General features: G+C 72.2%; 12 protein-coding genes and 2 pseudogenes. 4 read left to right on the top strand and 10 right to left on the bottom strand.

Going from position 1 to position 17989, the window contains the following annotated elements; genetic code table 11:
• Positions 1 to 25: 25 nt before the first annotated feature.
• Complete coding sequence (dacB, locus tag ACIQ5Y_RS03655) at positions 26 to 1450, bottom strand: D-alanyl-D-alanine carboxypeptidase/D-alanyl-D-alanine-endopeptidase (RefSeq protein WP_403874624.1); 1425 nt, start codon at positions 1448 to 1450, stop codon at positions 26 to 28.
• Positions 1451 to 1624: 174 nt separating this feature from the next.
• Here dacB and ACIQ5Y_RS03660 point away from each other — a divergent pair, with 174 nt between their 5' ends.
• On the top strand, positions 1625 to 2119 hold the full coding sequence (locus ACIQ5Y_RS03660; RefSeq protein WP_243629059.1) for an inorganic diphosphatase: 495 nt from the start codon (positions 1625 to 1627) through the stop codon (positions 2117 to 2119).
• A gap of 386 nt (positions 2120 to 2505) precedes the next feature.
• On the top strand, positions 2506 to 4149 hold the full coding sequence (locus tag ACIQ5Y_RS03665; protein ID WP_403874626.1) for a threonine/serine exporter ThrE family protein: 1644 nt from the start codon (positions 2506 to 2508) through the stop codon (positions 4147 to 4149).
• A gap of 218 nt (positions 4150 to 4367) precedes the next feature.
• On the opposite strand, the pseudogene ACIQ5Y_RS03670 reads toward ACIQ5Y_RS03665, so the two are convergent.
• The 6 genes and pseudogenes from ACIQ5Y_RS03670 to ACIQ5Y_RS03695 form a co-directional block, all read right to left on the bottom strand.
• A pseudogene (locus tag ACIQ5Y_RS03670) lies at positions 4368 to 5039 on the bottom strand (DedA family protein); the annotation flags it as partial.
• Positions 5040 to 5160: 121 nt separating this feature from the next.
• Positions 5161 to 5919 carry a MerR family transcriptional regulator gene (locus ACIQ5Y_RS03675; RefSeq protein ID WP_403874628.1) on the bottom strand — a complete coding sequence of 253 codons (759 nt, stop codon included), beginning with the start codon at positions 5917 to 5919 and terminating at the stop codon, positions 5161 to 5163.
• Between the two features lie 80 nt (positions 5920 to 5999).
• Positions 6000 to 6512 carry a DinB family protein gene (locus tag ACIQ5Y_RS03680; RefSeq protein ID WP_403874630.1) on the bottom strand — a complete coding sequence of 171 codons (513 nt, stop codon included), beginning with the start codon at positions 6510 to 6512 and terminating at the stop codon, positions 6000 to 6002.
• Positions 6513 to 6637: 125 nt separating this feature from the next.
• Positions 6638 to 8713: pseudogene (mrdA, locus tag ACIQ5Y_RS03685) on the bottom strand (penicillin-binding protein 2); the annotation flags it as partial.
• Positions 8714 to 8771: 58 nt separating this feature from the next.
• Complete coding sequence (locus tag ACIQ5Y_RS03690; protein WP_403874632.1) at positions 8772 to 10229, bottom strand: aldehyde dehydrogenase family protein; 1458 nt, start codon at positions 10227 to 10229, stop codon at positions 8772 to 8774.
• Positions 10230 to 10318: 89 nt separating this feature from the next.
• Entirely contained in the window at positions 10319 to 11197 is an 879-nt protein-coding gene (locus tag ACIQ5Y_RS03695) for a helix-turn-helix domain-containing protein (protein ID WP_376656348.1), read from the bottom strand.
• A 351-nt stretch (positions 11198 to 11548) separates the two neighbouring features.
• Here ACIQ5Y_RS03695 and ACIQ5Y_RS03700 point away from each other — a divergent pair, with 351 nt between their 5' ends.
• Positions 11549 to 12037 carry an ATP-binding protein gene (locus ACIQ5Y_RS03700; RefSeq protein ID WP_403874633.1) on the top strand — a complete coding sequence of 163 codons (489 nt, stop codon included), beginning with the start codon at positions 11549 to 11551 and terminating at the stop codon, positions 12035 to 12037.
• A gap of 140 nt (positions 12038 to 12177) precedes the next feature.
• Here ACIQ5Y_RS03700 and ACIQ5Y_RS03705 read toward each other — a convergent pair whose 3' ends face one another.
• The 3 genes from ACIQ5Y_RS03705 to ACIQ5Y_RS03715 all read right to left on the bottom strand — a co-directional run bounded on the left by ACIQ5Y_RS03705 (position 12178) and on the right by ACIQ5Y_RS03715 (position 16126).
• Positions 12178 to 12423, bottom strand: a complete 246-nt coding sequence (locus tag ACIQ5Y_RS03705) for a DUF397 domain-containing protein (protein WP_403874635.1) — start codon at positions 12421 to 12423, stop codon at positions 12178 to 12180.
• Positions 12424 to 12543: 120 nt separating this feature from the next.
• Positions 12544 to 14589 (bottom strand): FUSC family protein, encoded by a 2046-nt coding sequence (locus ACIQ5Y_RS03710; RefSeq protein WP_403874637.1) that lies wholly within the window; start codon positions 14587 to 14589, stop codon positions 12544 to 12546.
• A 352-nt stretch (positions 14590 to 14941) separates the two neighbouring features.
• Positions 14942 to 16126 carry a DUF2786 domain-containing protein gene (locus tag ACIQ5Y_RS03715; protein ID WP_403875652.1) on the bottom strand — a complete coding sequence of 395 codons (1185 nt, stop codon included), beginning with the start codon at positions 16124 to 16126 and terminating at the stop codon, positions 14942 to 14944.
• Positions 16127 to 16320: 194 nt separating this feature from the next.
• Between ACIQ5Y_RS03715 and ACIQ5Y_RS03720 the strand changes: the two genes are divergently transcribed.
• Positions 16321 to 17988 carry a bifunctional 3'-5' exonuclease/DNA polymerase gene (locus tag ACIQ5Y_RS03720; RefSeq protein ID WP_403874639.1) on the top strand — a complete coding sequence of 556 codons (1668 nt, stop codon included), beginning with the start codon at positions 16321 to 16323 and terminating at the stop codon, positions 17986 to 17988.
• Position 17989 lies beyond the last annotated feature (1 nt).

Genomic DNA, 17989 nt, shown 5'->3' on the forward strand with positions numbered 1-17989 from the left:
CGTGGACGAGCCCTTCCGCGGACCCCTACGGTGTGGCCGCGACTGCGGCGGCCAGCTTGTCGAGGGCCTTCTCGGCGCCCTCCTGTCCGGGGGTGTTCGCGGTGAGGAACGCGAAGGCGAGGAGCCGGCCGGAGCGGTCGACGACGGTCCCGGAGAGGGAGTTCACGCCGGTCAGGGTGCCCGTCTTGGCGCGGAGCAGGCCGGCGGCCGGGGAGCTGCCGGAGTTGCGGGCGCGCAGGGTCCCGGTGAATCCGGCGACGGGCAGCCCGGTGAGGACGGGCCGCAGCTCGGGGTGGTCGGGGCCCGCGGCCTTGGCGAGGATCCCGGTCAGCAGGCCGGCGCTGACCTTGTCGGCACGGTTGAGGCCGCTGCCGTCGGCGAAACGGGTGCCGGAGACGTCCACGCCGAGGGAGGCCAGTCTGGCCGCGACGGCCTTCTCGGCGCCTTCGAAGCTGGCGGGCTGTCCGGAGGCGAGGGCGGTCTGGCGGGCGAGGGCCTCGGCGATGTCGTTGTCGCTGTTGGTCAGCATCCGCTCGACGAGACCGGAGAGCGGAGTGGACAGGGTGACGGCCAGCGGCTGCGCGCCGGCCACGGGCTTGGCCTTGACGGGGGCGCCGGTGACCTTGATGCCCTTGTCGGTCAGGAGCGCGGCGAAGGCGCGGGCGGCCTCCTTCGCCGGGTCCTCGACCCGCTCCACGGGCCCGGAGGTGGAGTCGTCGGGGCGGCCCTCGTCGGCGGCCAGGGAGGTCACGAGGGCGATGTTGGGGTTGTCGCCGATCGGGTGGCGGGCGGGGCCGGTGTAGAGGCTGTCGTCGTAGCCCAGGGTCACGGTGCCCGTACCCGCGGCCTTGAGGGCCACCGCGGTGTCGTAGGCGAGCGCGGCGAGGCTGCCGCCGACGGGGGTCTTCTTCTTGGCGGTGAGCGAGGGGTCGCCGCCGCCGACGAGGACGATCTGGCCCGCGGCGGCGCCGGGGGCGACGGTGGTCCGGATCCGGTGCTCGGGGCCGAGCGCGGCCAGGGCCGCGGCCGCGGTGGCGATCTTGACGGTGGAGGCGGGGGTCATCGCGTCGCCCGCCCCGGACTCGTAGAGCACCTGCCCGGTCGCGGTGTCGACGACGGAGGCGGTACGGACGGTGCCGAGGGCGGGGTCGGCGAGCAGCGGCCTCAGCGCGGCGGGGAGCCCGCTCGGGGAGGCCGCCTGCCGCGGGCGCGCCGGGCCGACGCCCTGGAGCACCCCGGGGGCACTGGGAGCGGCCTGCGGCAGGCCCCCGGGGCCTGAGCCGGAGCCGTGATCTGTGCCACCCGTACGGCTCCAGGAGGCGGCCCTGTCCCGCTCGGCCTTACGCTGGCCGGAGTCCCAGGGACCGGCGGAGGCCACGACGGCCGCCGAGAGGGCGAGGCCGGCGACGGCGGACCCCGCGATGAGCTGCCACGTCTTGACCAATGGCACCTCGGACCAGCCCCTTTCGCGATCACACATATGCGTGAGGGACACTTAACCACTGCGTCTTGCCGCGAGCATGGCACCCCACCCGGCAGGGCAGGGCCGGACGCGCACGTAGTTCAATCAAATGCCGTCTCGAAGCAATTCAGTCTTCTGAAGCTGATCATGGAGGAGCAGGACGTGGAGTTCGACGTCACCATCGAGATCCCCAAGGGTTCGCGGAACAAGTACGAGGTGGACCACGAGACCGGCCGGATCCGTCTGGACCGTCGCCTCTTCACCTCGACCAGCTACCCGGCCGACTACGGCTTCGTCGAGAACACCCTCGGCGAGGACGGCGACCCGCTGGACGCGCTGGTCATCCTCGACGAGCCGACCTTCCCGGGCTGCCTGATCAAGTGCCGCGCCATCGGCATGTTCCGCATGACGGACGAGGCGGGCGGCGACGACAAGCTGCTGTGCGTGCCGGCCTCGGACCCGCGCGTCGAGCACCTGCGTGACATCCACCACGTGTCGGAGTTCGACCGCCTCGAGATCCAGCACTTCTTCGAGGTCTACAAGGACCTGGAGCCGGGCAAGTCGGTCGAGGGCGCGAACTGGGTCGGCCGCGCCGAGGCGGAGGCCGAGATCGAGGCCTCGTACAAGCGCCTCGAGGCCTCCGGCGGCCACCACTGAGGTCCGCTCGGTAGCCAGGCACCACAGCGGGCGGTACCCCCTCGGGGGTGCCGCCCGCTGTCGCGTCCCGGACCGAGCCGGGCTCCGCCCGGACCCGGGGCTCCGCCCCGGACCCCGCGCCTCAAACGCCGCGGGGCTGGATTTCGCCGCTGCGGGGCAATTCCAGCCCGCGCGGCGTTTGAGCGCACGGGCGCGCAGCGCCCGGAACGGGTCCGGGCAGCGCCCGGGGAACGGAGGAAGGGCGGGTAGGGGACCCAGCTCCGCAGGGACCGGCCCTCCGCGCCGCACCTCGGCAGGCCCCCCCGCCCGGGAGGGAAGCGGCCTCGCCGGGGATGAAACGGTTCCGCATACTGATACGGGCAGGTGATCAAGGGGCTGGAGGGCGCGTGGCGGAAGCCGACGGGGCGGAGGACCGCAAGCCCCAGTCCGACGAGGCGAGGAGCGCGTTCACGCCACCGCCCGGGATGGAGCCGGACGTCCCCGAGGAGGACCAGCCCACCTCGGAGTTCGCCCTCCCGCCCGGCACCGGGTCGGTGCCGCCCGAGCCCGAGGGGTCGGCCTTCCGGCCCCCGGCCACCTACAGCGCCGCGCACTCCCCGCCCGCCTACACCCCGGGCCAGGGGTTCCCCGTCGCGCGGATGACGGAGTCGCCCTGGCAGGACCGCATGCGCACGATGCTGCGCATGCCGGTGGACGTGCGCCCCGTCCCCGAGCTCGTGCAGAAGCCGAGCGAGGCCGGCCCGGCGGTGGGTCGCGTGCTCGACCTGACCCTGCGCATCGGGGAGCTGCTGCTGTCGGGCGGCGAGGGCTCCGAGGACGTGGAGGCCGCCATGTTCGCGGTGTCCCGTTCCTACGGGCTGGACCGCTGCGAGCCCACCGTCACCTTCACCATGCTGTCGATCACCCACCAGCCCTCCCTGGTGGGCGACCCGGTGTCGGCGAACCGGACCGTACGCCGCCGCGGCACCGACTACACGCGCCTGGCGGCCGTGTACCGGCTCGTGGACGACATCAGCGCCCACGAGTACGACATCTCCCTGGAGGAGGCCTACCGCCGCCTCGCGGAGATCCGCCGCAACCGGCACCCGTACCCCACCTGGGTGCTCACGGCCGCCGCCGGAGTGCTCGCCGGGGCCGCCTCCGTCCTCGTCGGCGGCGGGGTGGTCGTCTTCTTCGCAGCCGCACTCGGCGCGGTCCTCGGCGACCGGCTCGCGTGGGTGTTCGCCGGGCGCGGGCTGCCGGAGTTCTACCAGTTCGTCGTCGCCGCCATGCCGCCCGCCGCCTTCGGGGTGGCGCTCAAGATCGCCGAGATCGAGGACATCAAGGCCTCCGCCGTGATCACCGGCGGGCTGTTCGCGCTGCTGCCGGGGAGGGCCCTGGTCGCGGCCGTGCAGGACGGGCTGACCGGCTACTACATCACCGCGTCCGCCCGGCTGCTGGAGGTCATGTACCTCTTCATCGGCATCATCATGGGCGTGCTGGTCGTGCTCTACCTGGGCCTGCAACTCGGCGCCTCCCCCAAGCCGGAGGAGGTCCTGCTGATCACCCAGCGGCCGCTGATCCAGATCGCCGCGTCGATGGTGCTGGTGTTCACCTTCGCGATCCTGCTCCAGCAGGAACGCTCCTCCGTGTGGATCGTGACGCTGAACGGCGGGGTGGCGTGGGTGACCTTCGGGGCCCTGCACTACGCCGGCGGGATCCCTCCCGTGCCGTCCACGGCCGTGGCGGCCGGTCTGGTCGGCCTCTTCGGGCAGCTCTTCTCCCGGTACCGCTTCGCGTCGGCCCTGCCGTACGTGACGGCCGCGATCGGCCCGCTGCTGCCCGGCTCGGCGACGTACTACGGGCTGCTGCTGATCGCCGAGGACCGGCTGAACGAGGGCCTGGGCTCGCTGGTGAACGCCGCCGCCATCGCGCTGGCCATCGCGATCGGGGTCAACCTGGGCTCGGAGACCTCGCGGCTCTTCATGCGCATCCCCGGCGCGGCGAGCGCGGCCAAGCGCCGTGCGGCGAAGCGGACGCGGGGCTACTAGGCCCCGCCCCGGGTACACGTACGCCCCCACGGGCACTGGCGGCCTGCGGGGGCGTACGTGGTGGCTGGTGGGGCGCTTCCGGCGCGGCTCAGGGATTCGGGGCTCCGCCCCGGACCCCGCGCCTCAAACTCCCCCAGCTACCGCTGGGAGGTGCCCCCTGGCGGGGCTGGATTCCGCCGACGGGGCCGGGTCGGCTACCGCTTGGCGTGGCGGCCGCGCTGGGGGCCCGCCTCGTCGGCCGCGTGGGGCCCCGCGGGGGCCGCCTCGGCGGCCGCCTTCCTCTCCTTGCGGGACTTGAGCACCTCGATGATCACCGGGATGACGGAGATCAGGACGATGCCGATGAAGATCGGCTCGACGTTCTTCTTGATGATCTCGAACTGGCCGAGCTGGTAGCCCAGGATCGTGACGCCCGCGCCCCACAGCACGCCGCCGATGACGTTGAACGTCAGGAAGGTGCGGTACTTCATCGCGGTCGCGCCCGCGACCATCGGCGCGAAGGTGCGGATGATCGGCACGAAGCGCGCGAGCACGATGGCCTTGGGCCCGTGCTTCTCCATGAACCCGTGCGCCGAGTCGAGGTTCTCGGGCTTGAAGAGCTTGGAGTTCGGCCGGTTGAAGATCTTCGGGCCGAAGAACTTGCCGATCAGGTAGCCGACCTGGTCGCCGACGATCGCCGCGGCCGAGATCAGGGTGCACACCAGCCACAGGGGCTGCGTGATGGCGCCGCTCGCGGTGAACAGGCCTGCCGTGAACAGCAGCGAGTCCCCCGGCAGGAACGCGAAGAGACCCGACTCCGCGAAGACGATGACCAGGGTGCCGATCAGACCGAACTGCCCGATCAGGTACTCCGGGGAGATCCACTCAGGGCCGAGCGCAAGCGTGTACACGGTTTCCGGACTCTCCTGGATGAGGGGGCAGGCCGCGGGGGGCGGGCGGTCTCAATTATCAACGCACACGACCCCCGCCCGGTTCCAGAGCCCGGAGGGGGTCGCGTGCGTGACGATCCGGCTATGCCTTGCGCACCGCGTTCGCCAGGATCGCGTCCCGCAGGTGCTCGGCCAGACCGGGCTTCATGGAGTCGTAGAACTCCTTGAACCGCTCGTCCGACACGTACATCTCGCCGAGGCCCGTGTGGATCTCGTACGTGCAGTCGTAGTACCAGGTCACGATGTGCTGCCGGTGCTCCTCGGCCATGTCCATGGCCGCCTCGCCGTCGGCCGGCTCACCGGCCTCCATCAGGGCCGCGTAGCGGGCGCCCCAGTCGGCGACCTGGTCCTGGACCCGCTGCCAGTCCTCCTTGGTGTACGTGGCGACCCGCCGCTGCGACTCCGCGTAGGCCTCGGTGCCGCCCCAGCGCCGTTCCGCCTCCTCCGCGTACTGCTCCGGGTCCTTGTCCCCGAACACCTCGAACCGCTCCTCGGGGGTGAGGTTGATGCCCATCTTCTTCGCCTCCATGGCGTGCTCAACGGCCTTGGCCATCTGCTGGAGCCGGGCGATCCGGTCGGTCAGCAGGGCGTGCTGCCGGCGCAGGTGCTCCCGCGGATCCGATTCCGGGTCGTCCAGCAGGACCGCGACCTCGTCGAGGGGGAAGCCGAGCTCCCGGTAGAACAGGATCCGCTGCAACCGGTCCAGGTCGGCGTCGTCGTAACGCCGGTGACCCGCGTGGCTGCGGCCGCTCGGGGAGAGCAGACCGATCTCGTCGTAGTGGTGCAGGGTGCGCACCGTGACTCCGGCGAATCCGGCGACCTGGCCCACGGAGTAGCCCATCTTCCGCTCCTCTTGGTTGGGTACGCCCTTCACTGTGGGCCCTCACGCGGCGTGAGGTGCAAGCCCGGAGGAGAGGATCCTCAGCCCATCGCCTTCGTGCCGTCCAGGGTCTCGCGGATGATGTCCGCGTGGCCGGCGTGGCGGGCGAACTCCCGGACCAGGTGCAGGAGCATCCAGCGCATCGACACCTTGGCGTCCTGCGGGAACCAGGGCGCCGGGGGCAGCGGGAAGGTGTCGTCCAGGCTGGGGACGGAGGCGATGAAGGCCTCGGTCTGCTCCTTCACCCCGTCCCAGAAGGCGAGGGCGGAGGCGAGGGTCTCGTCCCCGGACAGCCGGAAGCCCTCGTGCCAGGCCTCCGGGGCGCGGCGGTGCTCGTTCGGCTTCTGCTGCGCCATGCGCAGCCAGTTGAGCTCGACCTCGGCCGAGTGCTTGACGAGGCCGGAGAGGGACAGCTCGCTGGCGGTGGGGCGGCTCGCGGCCTGCTCCTCGGTCACGCCCTCGGCCGCCCTGCGGAGCGCCGCGCGCTGGTCCTCGACGAACAGGAGCAGCGTCCCGCGCTCGTCTCCGGCAATCTCCTCGGTGGGGTGCGCCATGCTGACCGCCTCTTCCGTGATCGTGGGTCCTGTGTCCCCGTGCCCTGTCCTGCTGACAAGAACCACGCTACGGACCGATGCGGTCAGCCCGTGTCCTAAATCGCCTCCGGTGCTCAGTTGCCCGCGATCTGCCCGTCCGGGCGGATCACCGGCAGGGTGGTGGCGGGCTGCGGGAGCAGCGCCTTCGCCAGGTCCTGCTTGCCGGTCGGGTCGAGCCCGTACATCGCCTCGTAGATCTTGCGGACGGCCGGTCCCGAGGCGCCCGAGCCGGTGCCGCCCTGGGAGATCGTCATGACGATCGCGTAGTCCGAGGTGTACGAGGCGAACCAGGAGGTGGTCTGCTTGCCCTGGACCTCGGCGGTGCCGGTCTTGGCGTGCATGGGGATCTGCTTCTGCGGCCAGCCGCCGAAGCGCCAGGCGGCGCTGCCGTTGGTGGCCACGCCGGCCAGGGCCTCGTCTATGTCGTCGCGGGTCTCGGCGTCCATGGGCAGCTTGCCCTGCACCTTGGGTGCGATCTCCTGGACGGACTTCCCGTCGGCGCTGACGATCGCCTTGCCGATGCTGGGCTGGTGGAGCGTGCCGCCGTTGGCGATGGCCGCGTAGACGGAGGCCATCTGGATGGGCGTGACCAGGGTGTCGCCCTGGCCGATGGAGTAGTTGATGGCGTCGCCCTCGCGCATCTGGTTGCCCTGGCGGCAGTTCTCGTAGGCGATCTTCTCCGCGAAGGTGCCGTTCTTCTTGCCGTCCCGGCACCAGGCGTTCTTGTTCGCGTCGAAGAAGTCCTGCTTCCACTTGCGGTCGGGGATCCGGCCGGGGACCTCGTTCGGCAGGTCGATGCCGGTGCGCTGCCCCAGACCGAACTCGTGGGCCGTCTTGAAGAACCAGTCGTTGGGGTTCTTCTTCGGGTTGATGCCGCCGTCCTTCTTCCACTCCTGGTCGGCGAGCAGGTAGTACACGGTGTCGCAGGAGACCTCCAGGGCCCGGCCGATGGTGATGTCGCCGTGTCCCTGGGACTCGAAGTTGGTGAAGGTCTGGCTGCCGACCGAGTACGAGCTCGGGCAGGGGTAGCGGCCGTTGAACGGGTATCCGGCGTTGACCACGGCCGTCGAGGAGACCACCTTGAAGATGGAGCCGGGCGCCGCCTGGGCCTGGATGGCCCGGTTCAGCAGCGGGTGGTTCGAGTCCTTGTCGGTGAGCTCTGCATAGTCCTTCGCGGAGATGCCGCCCACCCAGGCGTTCGGGTCGTAGGTGGGGTTGGAGGCCATCGCGACGACGCGGCCGGTCTTGGTCTCCATGACGACGACGGCGCCCGAGTCGGCCTCGTAGTCGCGGCCGGTGTTCTTGTCGAACGTCTTGCGGGCCTCGATCATCGCGTTGTTCAGCTCGCGCTCGGCGACCGCCTGCACGCGCGAGTCGATCGAGGTGACGACGTTCGAGCCGGGCTGCGCCGGGTCCGTCTGGCCCTGCCCGATCACGCGGCCGAGGTTGTCCACCTCGTAGCGGGTGATGCCCGCCTTGCCGCGCAGCTCCTTGTCGTACGTGCGCTCCAGACCGGAGCGGCCGACCTGGTCGGCGCGCAGGTAGGGGGAGTCCGTGTTCTTCGCCTTGGCGATCTCCTCGTCGGTGACCGGGGAGAGGTAACCGAGCACCTGGGAGGTGTTGGCCTCGTCCGGTGCCGCGTAGCGGCGCAGGGCGGTGGGCTCGGCGGTGATGCCGGGGAAGTCCTCGGGGTGCTCGCGGATCTGCAGGGCCTGCTCGGTGGTGGCCTCGTCGGTGACGGGGATCGGCTGGTACGGCGAGCCGTTCCAGCAGGGCTGCTTGGTCTTGGCGTCGCAGAGCCGGACCTTGTCGATCGTCTCCTGCGGGTCCGTGCCGAGGACCCCAGCGAGGCGGGTCAGGACTTCCCTGCCCTTGTCCTTCATGGTGAGCAGCTCGGTGCGGCTGGCGGAGACCACGAGGTGCGTCGCGTTGTCGGCGAGCGGGACCCCGCGTGAGTCGAGGATGGATCCGCGCACGGCGGGCTGGACCACGCGCTGGACGTGGTTGTTCTTCGCCTCGTCCGTGTACTCCTGGCCATTGCGTATCTGCAGGTACCAGAGGCGGCCGCCCAGGGTGAGGAGCAGCGAGAAGACGACGATCTGGATGACGACGAGCCGGTTCTGGACCCGAGGGGTCCGGCCGGTCTCCGGTATGTTGCTCAACTCGATCTCCCCCGGGCGGCACCGCGTACGCCCGGCCGAGTCTAAGACCAGTCGGGGGTCAGAACGGGAACCGGCTGCGGCCGTGCTGTACCGAGATCCACTTCTGGGTGGTGAAGGCCTCGACGGTCGCCTCACCGTTCAGCCGGCCCAGCCCGGAGGCCTTCTCGCCGCCGAAGGCCGCGAGGGGTTCGTCGCCGATGGTGGAGTCGTTGACGTGCATCATCCCGGTCTCGATCCGCTGGGCGAAGCGCACGCCGCGTTCCACGTCCCGGGTGTGCACGGCGCCGCTCAACCCGTACGGGGTCGCGTTGGTCATGCGTACGGCCTCGTCCTCGCCGTCGAAGACCACGAGGAGGGCGACCGGGCCGAAGATCTCCTGGCCCAGCAGCGGGGAGTCCTCGGGGAGACCGGCGAGCACGGTGGGTTCGACCAGGTTGCCGCGCGTAGCGCCGCGCACGAGGGCCTGTGCGCCCGCCTCGATGGCCCGGTCCACCAGGGCTGTGAGGGCGTCGGCCTGGAAGGAGTTGATCAGCGGGCCGATCTGGGTGTCGGACTCGTGGGGGTCGCCGGTCTTCAGGGAGCGGACGCGGGCGGTGAACTTCTCGGTGAACTCCTCCGCGACGGCCGCGTCGACGAGGATCCGGTTGGCGGCCATACAGACCTGGCCCTGGTAGACGAAGCGGCTGAAGACGGCCGCGTCCACCGCGTAGTCGAGGTCGGCGTCGTCGAGGACGACGAGCGCGCTGTTGCCGCTGAGCTCCAGGACCGTCCGCTTGAAGTGGCGGGCGGCGACCGCGCCGACGTGCCGGCCGACCCGGTCGGATCCCGCGAAGGAGATCACCTTGGGGACGGGGTGCGTCAGGAGCGCGTCGCCTATCTCGGCTATGTCGGTGACCAGGACGTTCAGCAGGCCGGCGGGGAGCCCCGCCTCCTCGAAGATCTTGGCGATGACCCCGCCGCCGACGACGGGCGCGTTCTGGTTGGGCTTGATGACGACCGCGTTGCCCAGCGCCAGGGCCGGGGCGACCGACTTCAGGGTGACCAGGAACGGGAAGTTGAAGGGGCTGATCACGGTGACGACGCCGACGGGGAGGCGCTGGACCCGGTTCTCCTTGCCCTCGACGGGCGAGGCCAGGATCCGGCCCTCGGGGCGGACGGCGAGCTGCATCGCCTCGCGGATGAACTCCTTGGCGAGGTACACCTCGTACTCGGCCTTGGGACGGGTCCCGCCGAGCTCGTCGATCATCGCCTCGACGATCTCCTTCTCGCGCTCCTCGGTGATCCGCAGGGCGCGTTCCAGGACCTCGCGTCTGGTGTAGGGGCTGGTGGCGGCCCATTCGCGCTGGGCGCGTTCGGCGCCGCGGTAGGCCTGGTCCACCTGCTCGACGGTGGCCACGGTGATGGCCGCGAGCTTCTCGCCGTTGTAAGGGTTGACGTCGATGATGTCCCAGGAACCGTTGCCGGCCAGCCATTCGCCGTCGATGTACTGGTGAGCGAGTTCGCTGAATATGGACATGCCATCCCTTACTGCGAGCGCGCACCCGTGCGCTGCACCGGAGACCGATCGGTCATCATGCACTGATCAGACGTCATACTACGTGCGAATCAAGACAGTTGAAGCAGGCCGCGGAGAAGATCCCGGGTCTGGTCGGGGTCGGGGCAGTCCTCCTGGAGCCGTGCCATCGCCCGCTCGTACTGCCCCACTTCCTCCTCTTTGTCGAGGTAGAGGGCGCTGGTGAGCTGTTCCAGATAGACGATGTCCTGGAGGTCGGACTCGGGGAAGCGCAGCAGGGTGAAGGCCCCGCTCTCGCCCGCGTGGCCGCCGAAGGAGAAGGGCATCACCTGGAGCTGGACGTTGGGCCGCTGGGAGACCTCGATGAGGTGTTCGAGCTGCCCGCGCATGACGTTGCGGTCGCCGTACGGGCGGCGCAGCGCGGCCTCGTCGAGGACGGCGTGGAAGACCGGTGCGCTTTCGGACACCAGGACCTTCTGCCGCTCCAGGCGCAGGGCGACGCGGCGGTCGATCTCGGCGGCGGTGGCGCCGGGCATCCCGCGGCTGACGACGGCGTGCGCGTAGGCCTCGGTCTGCAAGAGGCCGTGCACGAACTGGACTTCGTAGATCCTGATGAGCGACGCCGCGCCCTCCAGGCCGATGTACGTCTGGAACCACCCGGGCAGCACGTCGCCGTAACTGTGCCACCAGCCGGTCGCGTTGGCCTCGCGGACCAGTCCCAGCAGGGACTCGCGTTCGGTCGTGTCCATGACTCCGTAGAGCGTGAGGAGGTCCTCCACGTCTCTGGCCTTGAAGCTCACCCTTCCCAACTCCAAGCGGCTGATCTTCGATTCGGATGCGCGGATCGAGTAGCCGGCCGCCTCGCGGGTGATGCCGCGGGATTCACGGAGTCGCCTGAGCTGGGAGCCCAGGAGGATGCGGCGCACCACGGAACCGCTGGCTTCTGCGGTCACTAGTACTGCCCTCCCCATCGCAATTGGCATGCGTGCGCGTCGAGGGGCCCCCGCACCCCAGAGGCCGCAGTCTGCCACCAAAACGCATCGGCCCGTACTCGTTCTGTAACGGAATCCCGCTGCCCGGAAAAGAAGTCCGTAAGTATGCGTAGGAAGAAATGAGCAAGAACCGTCACGGGAGCGGACAGGTCCGGCGCGTGCACGTGCATCTGCCCTTGCATCCGGCTCTCCCATTCGGAACGATGGTCCCCGCGCACCTGCGTGCTCTTCGCGCCGGCGCCGGACCCACCCCGCAGTTCTCTTTGGACGAAGCCGCCGCTTCGCCCGCGAATCCCGGGAGTGCCTCGCATGGGGACGAATGGATCGACCATGCTCGAGCCGTTACGGCAGGGGCTTCCCCCGGTCGACCCCACGGCTGTCTCCGGGTCCGCGTCATGTGCCCTGCCCGCCCGCTTCGACGCGGTACGCGGGGCACGTTCGTTCACCCGCTCGACCCTGGCCCAGTGGGGCCTCGACGAGCGCTTCGACGACGTGGCCCTGGTCGTCTCCGAACTCGTCACCAACGCGCTGCGCCATGCGCTGCCGGAGGAATCGCGAGGGCCGGAGGCCGAGCCGGAGCCGTCGGTGCGGCTGCACCTGATGCGGTGGAGCACCCGCCTGGTCTGCGCCGTGCGCGACCCCAGCGAGGACCGGCCCGGCGGGGCCTTCTCGCCGGAGCGGGCCGAGGAGAACTGCGACCTGGAGTCCGGGCGGGGGCTGTTCCTCGTGGACGCCTACAGCGACAGCTGGGGCTGGCACCCGCTCGCGGGGCGGCTGACCGGCAAGGTCGTCTGGGCGCTGTTCCTGCTCCACGACTGAGTCGGGCGCGCTCCACGACTGAGTCGGGCGCGCGGACCCGGGGTTTCACATACGCCGGCCGGCCGGGACCGATCATTGCGATCGGTCCCGGCCGGTGCACGTGCATGGCTTGATGGGTGCGCCGTTCCTCGCCTGCCCGGTCAGCCGACCAGGTGGTCGAACTCGCCGTCCTTGACGCCCAGGAGCAGGGCCTCTATCTCGGCCGGTGTGTATATGAGCGCCGGGCCGTCCGGAAAGCGCGAATTGCGTACGGCGACATCGCCGCCCGGCAGCTTCGCGAACTCCACGCAGGATCCCTGCGAGTTGCTGTGTCTGCTCTTCTGCCAGGTCAGCCCGAACGCGGTAGCGAGTTCTGCAGCTGCCATCCCGTTGTACGCGTGGTCCACAGGAAGCCCCCGATAGTGCAGATGTCAACTGCACCGGATCATAGCTGTGTTCATAAGCGCATGCATGGGCAGATGCACGTGCACGCGGAGGGTGGTCCCTTGATCACAGACACGACATGTCTACGGGCGCAGCGCCTCGGAGACCTCGTCCAGTGACTCCAGCAGCTGTTCGGCGGCTCCCCGCAGCACCCCCGGCCGCGGAGCGTCCCACTCCGCCAGCACCGTCCTGACCCCGTCCCAGCACGGGACCCGCCACTCGCGCACCTCCTTCGCGCCCGCCTCGGTGGCGGTGCGCAGCGCATGCGCCAGGGCGGCCGCGCCCGGCACCGGATCGTGCGCGCGGTCCGGGAAGTGCGCCTCCAGGAGCATGGCGTGGCGGCCCAGCGCCGCCAGGGCGTCGCCCGCGTCGTCGGCGGCCGCCCGGGACAGGCCCCGGTGGCGCACCGGCTCCCCGGCGGCCCGGTCCAGCGCGTCCTGCCAGGCGACGCGGGCGTCGCGGGCCGCCAGCAGGGCCTCGCGCACGTCGGAGCGGCGGGCGCCGGCCGGATCGGCGTACTGGCTCAGCACGGCCGCCGCGTAGCGCCCGTCGGCGGCGATCCAGTCGGCGAGGCGGGTGCGCAGCCTCGGGGTCTCCCAGGCCGGGTAGACCGCGTAGCCGATCATCGCGAGCAGCCCGCCGACGAGGGTGAGCGCGACCCGGTCGGGCACCGTCTGGTCCCAGCCGACCCCGCCCATGCCGAGCAGGAAGACCACGTACGCGGAGACGAACAGCTGCGCGACGGCGTACCCGGTGCGCATCAGCACGTACATCAGGCCCGCGCTGACCACGGCGAGGAAGCCGGAGAGGTACGTGCCGGGGTGCACGAGCTGCACGATCCCGGTCGCGACGGCCACCCCGGCGAGGGTGCCGCAGAAACGAGCGACGGCCCGCGAGTACGTCTGGCTGAAGTCGGGCCGCATGACCATGACGGAGGCCATCGGGGCCCAGTAGGCGTGCCCGAGGGGCAGCGCCCGGCCGATCGCCAGGCCCGCGCAGGCCACGGCGGTGAGCCGCAGCGCGTGCCGCAGCACGGGCGACCCGGGGCGCAGCTCGGCCCGTACGGCCTTCAGCACCAGCGGCGCGAGCCGCGGCAGGGTGGGCCGCAGCATCGACTCGCCGGGGTCGGCCGTGCGCCCCGATCCCGGCTGGGCGGTTTCCAGTACGTCGTCCAGCAGGGCGGCGAGCCGGCGGGCGGCCCGCAGCGGCGCCCCGGTGAGGAGGTCCGCCGTGTCCGGGGACTTGAGGATCGCGAGGGAGGGCGCGGGCAGGACCACCGCTTCCCCGTGCCGGATCGCGTGCGCCGCGGAGTCCAGGACGGCGCCCGCGGCCGCGAGCAGCTCCCGCACCCGCTCCCGGCCGGGCCCCTCGGCGTCGGCCCCGACGGCCGGGTCCGCGAGCGAGGCCAGCACGGGCCGGATCCGCTCCGCGAGCCCCCGCGCCCCGTGCAGCTCGACGGGGCGCCGCCGGGCCTGGCGCGGGGTCACGGTGGCGGCGGCCCGCGCCCGCATCAGGGGCTCGGGGTCGAACGGGGCGACGGGGTCCTCGCGCAGGCGCCGGGCGTAGTCGGCCTCGGCGGCGAGCGCGTCGGCCAGGGCGTCGCGCTGGGCGCCCCAGCGGCGGACCGGGAAGACCACGATGAGCAGGGCCTGGACCACCCCGCCGACGGCGATCATCGCGGCGTGGCCGGCGGCCTGCGGCACGGACGTCGGCAGGGTGACGGTGACCAGCACGATCGCGACGTTGCCGGAGGCGATGATCCCGGCGGTGGGGCCGGCGGCCCACGTCATCCCCGCGGCGAAGGTCCAGACGGCGAGCAGGGCGAGGAAGAGCACGGTGTGGGAGGAGCCGACGAGGTAGCCGACGAAGGTGGACACCGCCAGGGTCAGCCCGGAGGCCAGGGCCAGGACGGGCCGGGGGCGCCAGCTCTGCTGGAAGGTGGCGATGGCGGCCATGAAGGCGCCGAAGGCGGAACTGGCCGCGGCGCCGGGCCCGAGGAGGGCGAGGCTCCCGCCGATGACGATCGCCAGCCCGAGGGTGGCGCGCAGCGCGACGAGCGGCTCCAGCCGGGTCCGCTCGACGGTCATGCCGGTGCGGGCGGTGACCTTCAGCGCCCGGAGCCAGCCCATGACTCCCGAGCGTACCTTTTTACCCGGTCCGCCCGGCTTTGACTCGGTGGCCTGCGCGCGCCGCCACCGAGGCTCCGCCCCCGGCACCCCGCGCCTCAAACGCCGGCGGGGCTGGAAGTACCGCTCCGCGGCAACCCGGGGCTCCGCGGCAACCCGAGGCTCCGCCCCGGACCCGCTCCTCAAACGCCGGCGGGGCTGGATTTCGGCTCCTGTCGTCCGCCGGGTGCGGCTGGGCAAATCCAGCCCCGCCGGCGTTTGAGGCGCGGGGGCTCGGGGGCGGAGCCCCCTCAACGGCGCCGCACCTGCCCGGGACCGCCTGTGCAGCGGCACCGCGACACGGCTCGGGGCAGGGCTACCGCGGGAGCGGTTTGCCCCGGCCGCCCACGTGCGCGGCGTCCGCGGCGGCCGTGCCGTCCTCCCAGCCCGCGTGGTCCGTGGCCCCCCGCAGCCGGGTCGTCGTCGTCTTCGGGAACATCTCGTCCGCCCGGGAGGTGACCGCCACGTCGCGCGCCACCAGCGCCGGCAGGTTGTCCGGCGCCTCGCTCACCGCGTGCTCGGCGGTCTCCGCCAGCCGCCGCCCGAGCCGGCTGGCGTAGGCGAGCAGGAAGGACTGCCGGAAGGTCTTCGTCCGCTTGCGCCCCCCGGCTCGCTGCGCGGCCTCCGCGCGGGTCATCGCCGCCATGCCCTGCACGAGCAGCGAGGTGTACAGCAGCTCCACCGCCTCCAGGTCGCTCTCGAAGCCGACCACCGTGGAGAACTCGAAGGCGCTGTTCCACACCGCCCGGCAGCGGTTGGCCGTGGCCACCGCGTCGAGCAGCACCGCCTTGGCCTCCTCGTACGGCGGCTCGACCCCGATCCGGCAGGCCCCCGGCACCTGCGTCGGGCGGCCGCCGCGCGCGGCCAGCAGCGCCTCGTCCACGGTGTGCCGGGCCATCAGCTCCTGGGCCTTGGCGCTGAGTGCCTCCGCCTCCTCGGGGAAGGTAGTCGCCTCGGCCTTCGCGAGCAGGGCGCGGATGCGGCCCAGCATGCGGGGCTCGATGTGCGCGTGTTCGTGCTCGTCCAGGGGGTCGCCCGGAAGCGGGCCCACCGGTTCGATGGAGGGCAGCCGGATCAGCAGCCGGAACACCTCCAGCAGCGCGGTCGCCAGGGTGAACCGGTCCGTCCGTTCGCGCTGCGCGAGCTGCTGCGCGTACTCCTGGTCACCCGCCCACCACACCTCGGCCTCGGTCCACCGCTCGGGGAGCCGGGCGTAGCGGCGCGCCTCGCCGGCGATCAGGTCGCCGGTGATGCGTATGTGCCGCTCGTCGAGGTCCCGCCGCACCAGCCGCAGCAGGTCGGCCGGCTGCCACCCGCGCTCCCAGGCCTGCCGTACGTACGACTCCCCGCGCGCGAGCAGCTCCTGCCCGACCCCGGCCCAGGCGGCCGGGTCCGCCGCCAGGACGGAGGCACCGGTGTCCAGCCCGGCGTCGTCCTGGGCGTACAGGGCGGCGGCGAAGGCCCGATCGACGGTCTTGGCGAGGTCAGTCACACCCCCCAGCTTGGCATGCCCCCTTTGCTCCGCCGGACCCCGTCGGGCGGCGGCCGCTGCGCGGGGCCGGGTCCCCTACCCGCCCTTCCACCGTTCCCGCCTCGATCGCCGGCGGGGTCCGGGGCAGCGCCCCGGCAGCGGCGCCGCACCCGGCCCGCCCCGGCTCCGCCGCACTGTCAGACCCCGGTGGCAGACTCGCACCCGTGAGCGAGAACGCCGGGCGCTGGGCCCTCGCCGAGGACGGTGACGGGTCGTGGCTCGCCGCGCCCATCGACCCGGCGGCCAGACGTATCCGCGTCACCGACCCCGCCGAGGCCATCCGCGCCGCCGGGCCCGGCACCCGCTGGATCTGGCAGTCCACCGCCGCCGTCTACCCCCGCCTGCTCGCCGCCGGCGTCCGCGTGGAGCGCTGCTACGACGTCGAGGACGCCGAGCTGCTCCTCCTCGGCCACGAGGGCCGCTCCGGCGAGCCCCGCTCGGCCGCCGCCGCCTGGGCCCGGCTCACCAACAGCCCCGTACCCCCGGATCCGCCGCAGCGCGCCGCCGAGCCCGGCACCCAGGACTCCCTCTTCGACGCCCGCCCGGCCCCCGTCTCCCTGGACGCGCTGCTCGCCGTCCACGCCGACCAGGCGAAACGCATCGACGCCACCGCCCACCCCGACCGTATGCGGCTGCTCACCGCCTCCGAGTCCGCGGCCTTCCTCGTGGCCGCGGAAATGCACCGCGCGGGCCTGCCCTGGCGGGCCGACGTGCACCGGGCGCTGCTGACCGAGCTGCTCGGCGAGCGCTACGCCGGCGGCGGCGAGCCCCGCCGCCTCGCCGAGCTGGCCGACCGGATCTCCGCCGCGTTCGGCCGACGGGTGCGCCCCGAGCTGCCGGCCGACGTCATCAAGGCCTTCGCCGAGGCCGGCATCAAGCTGAAGTCGACCCGGCGCTGGGAGATCCAGGAGCTCGACCACCCCGCCGTCGAGCCCCTCCTCGCGTACAAGAAGCTGTACCGGATCTACACCGCCCACGGCTGGAGCTGGCTCGCGGACTGGGTCCACGACGGCCGTTTCCGCCCGGAGTTCATCCCCGGCGGCACCCTCACCGGCCGCTGGGTCACCAACGGCGGCGGGGCCCTGCAGATCCCCAAGGTGATCCGCCGGGCCGTCGTCGCCGACCCCGGCTGGCGGCTCGTCGTCGCCGACGCCGACCAGATGGAGCCGCGCGTACTGGCCGCGATCTCCCGCGACCCCGCCTTCATGGAGGTGGCCGGGCGGCCGGAGGACCTCTACACCGCCGTCTCCCGCCAGGGCTTCTCCGGCGACCGCGACAAGGCCAAGATCGCCGTGCTGGGCGCGGTGTACGGCCAGACCTCCGGCGACGGCCTCAAGAACCTCGCCGCCCTGCGCCGCCGCTTCCCGCGCGCCGTGGCGTACGTGGACGAGGCGGCGAAGGCCGGTGAGGAGGGCCGGCTCGTACGGACCTGGCTGGGCCGTACCTGCCCGCCGCCGGCCCAGGTCCCCGAGGAGGGCGAGGCGGGGATCCCGCAGGACCGGGAGGAGGGGGGCTGGACCCCGAGCTACGCCTCGACCAACACCCGGGCCCGCGGCCGTTTCACCCGTAACTTCGTGGTGCAGGGCAGCGCCGCGGACTGGGCCCTGCTGCTGCTCGCGGCCCTGCGGCAGGCCCTCGCCGGGATGCGGGCCGAGCTGGTGTTCTTCCAGCACGACGAGGTGATCGTGCACTGCCCGGCCGAGGAGGCGGAGGCCGTCGCCGAGGCCATCCGGGCCGCCGGTGACCGGGCCGGGCGGATCACCTTCGGCGACACCCCGGTCCGGTTTCCGTTCACGACGGCGGTCGTGGAGTGCTACGCCGACGCGAAGTAGT

It is taken from the genome of Streptomyces sp. NPDC096339, assembly GCF_044762985.1.
Taxonomy (GTDB): Bacteria; Actinomycetota; Actinomycetes; order Streptomycetales; family Streptomycetaceae; genus Streptomyces.

What these genes read in the sequence shown, in the direction of transcription:
- ACIQ5Y_RS03675 (WP_403874628.1), bottom strand. Translation starts at nt 5,919, where the DNA reads ATGGGCTACTCCGTGGGCCAGGTCGCCGGATTCGCCGGAGTCACGGTG.
- ACIQ5Y_RS03680 (WP_403874630.1), bottom strand. Translation starts at nt 6,512, where the DNA reads ATGGCGCACCCCACCGAGGAGATTGCCGGAGACGAGCGCGGGACGCTG.
- ACIQ5Y_RS03690 (WP_403874632.1), bottom strand. Translation starts at nt 10,229, where the DNA reads ATGTCCATATTCAGCGAACTCGCTCACCAGTACATCGACGGCGAATGG.
- ACIQ5Y_RS03695 (WP_376656348.1), bottom strand. Translation starts at nt 11,197, where the DNA reads ATGGGGAGGGCAGTACTAGTGACCGCAGAAGCCAGCGGTTCCGTGGTG.
- ACIQ5Y_RS03700 (WP_403874633.1), top strand. Translation starts at nt 11,549, where the DNA reads ATGCTCGAGCCGTTACGGCAGGGGCTTCCCCCGGTCGACCCCACGGCT.
- ACIQ5Y_RS03710 (WP_403874637.1), bottom strand. Translation starts at nt 14,589, where the DNA reads ATGGGCTGGCTCCGGGCGCTGAAGGTCACCGCCCGCACCGGCATGACC.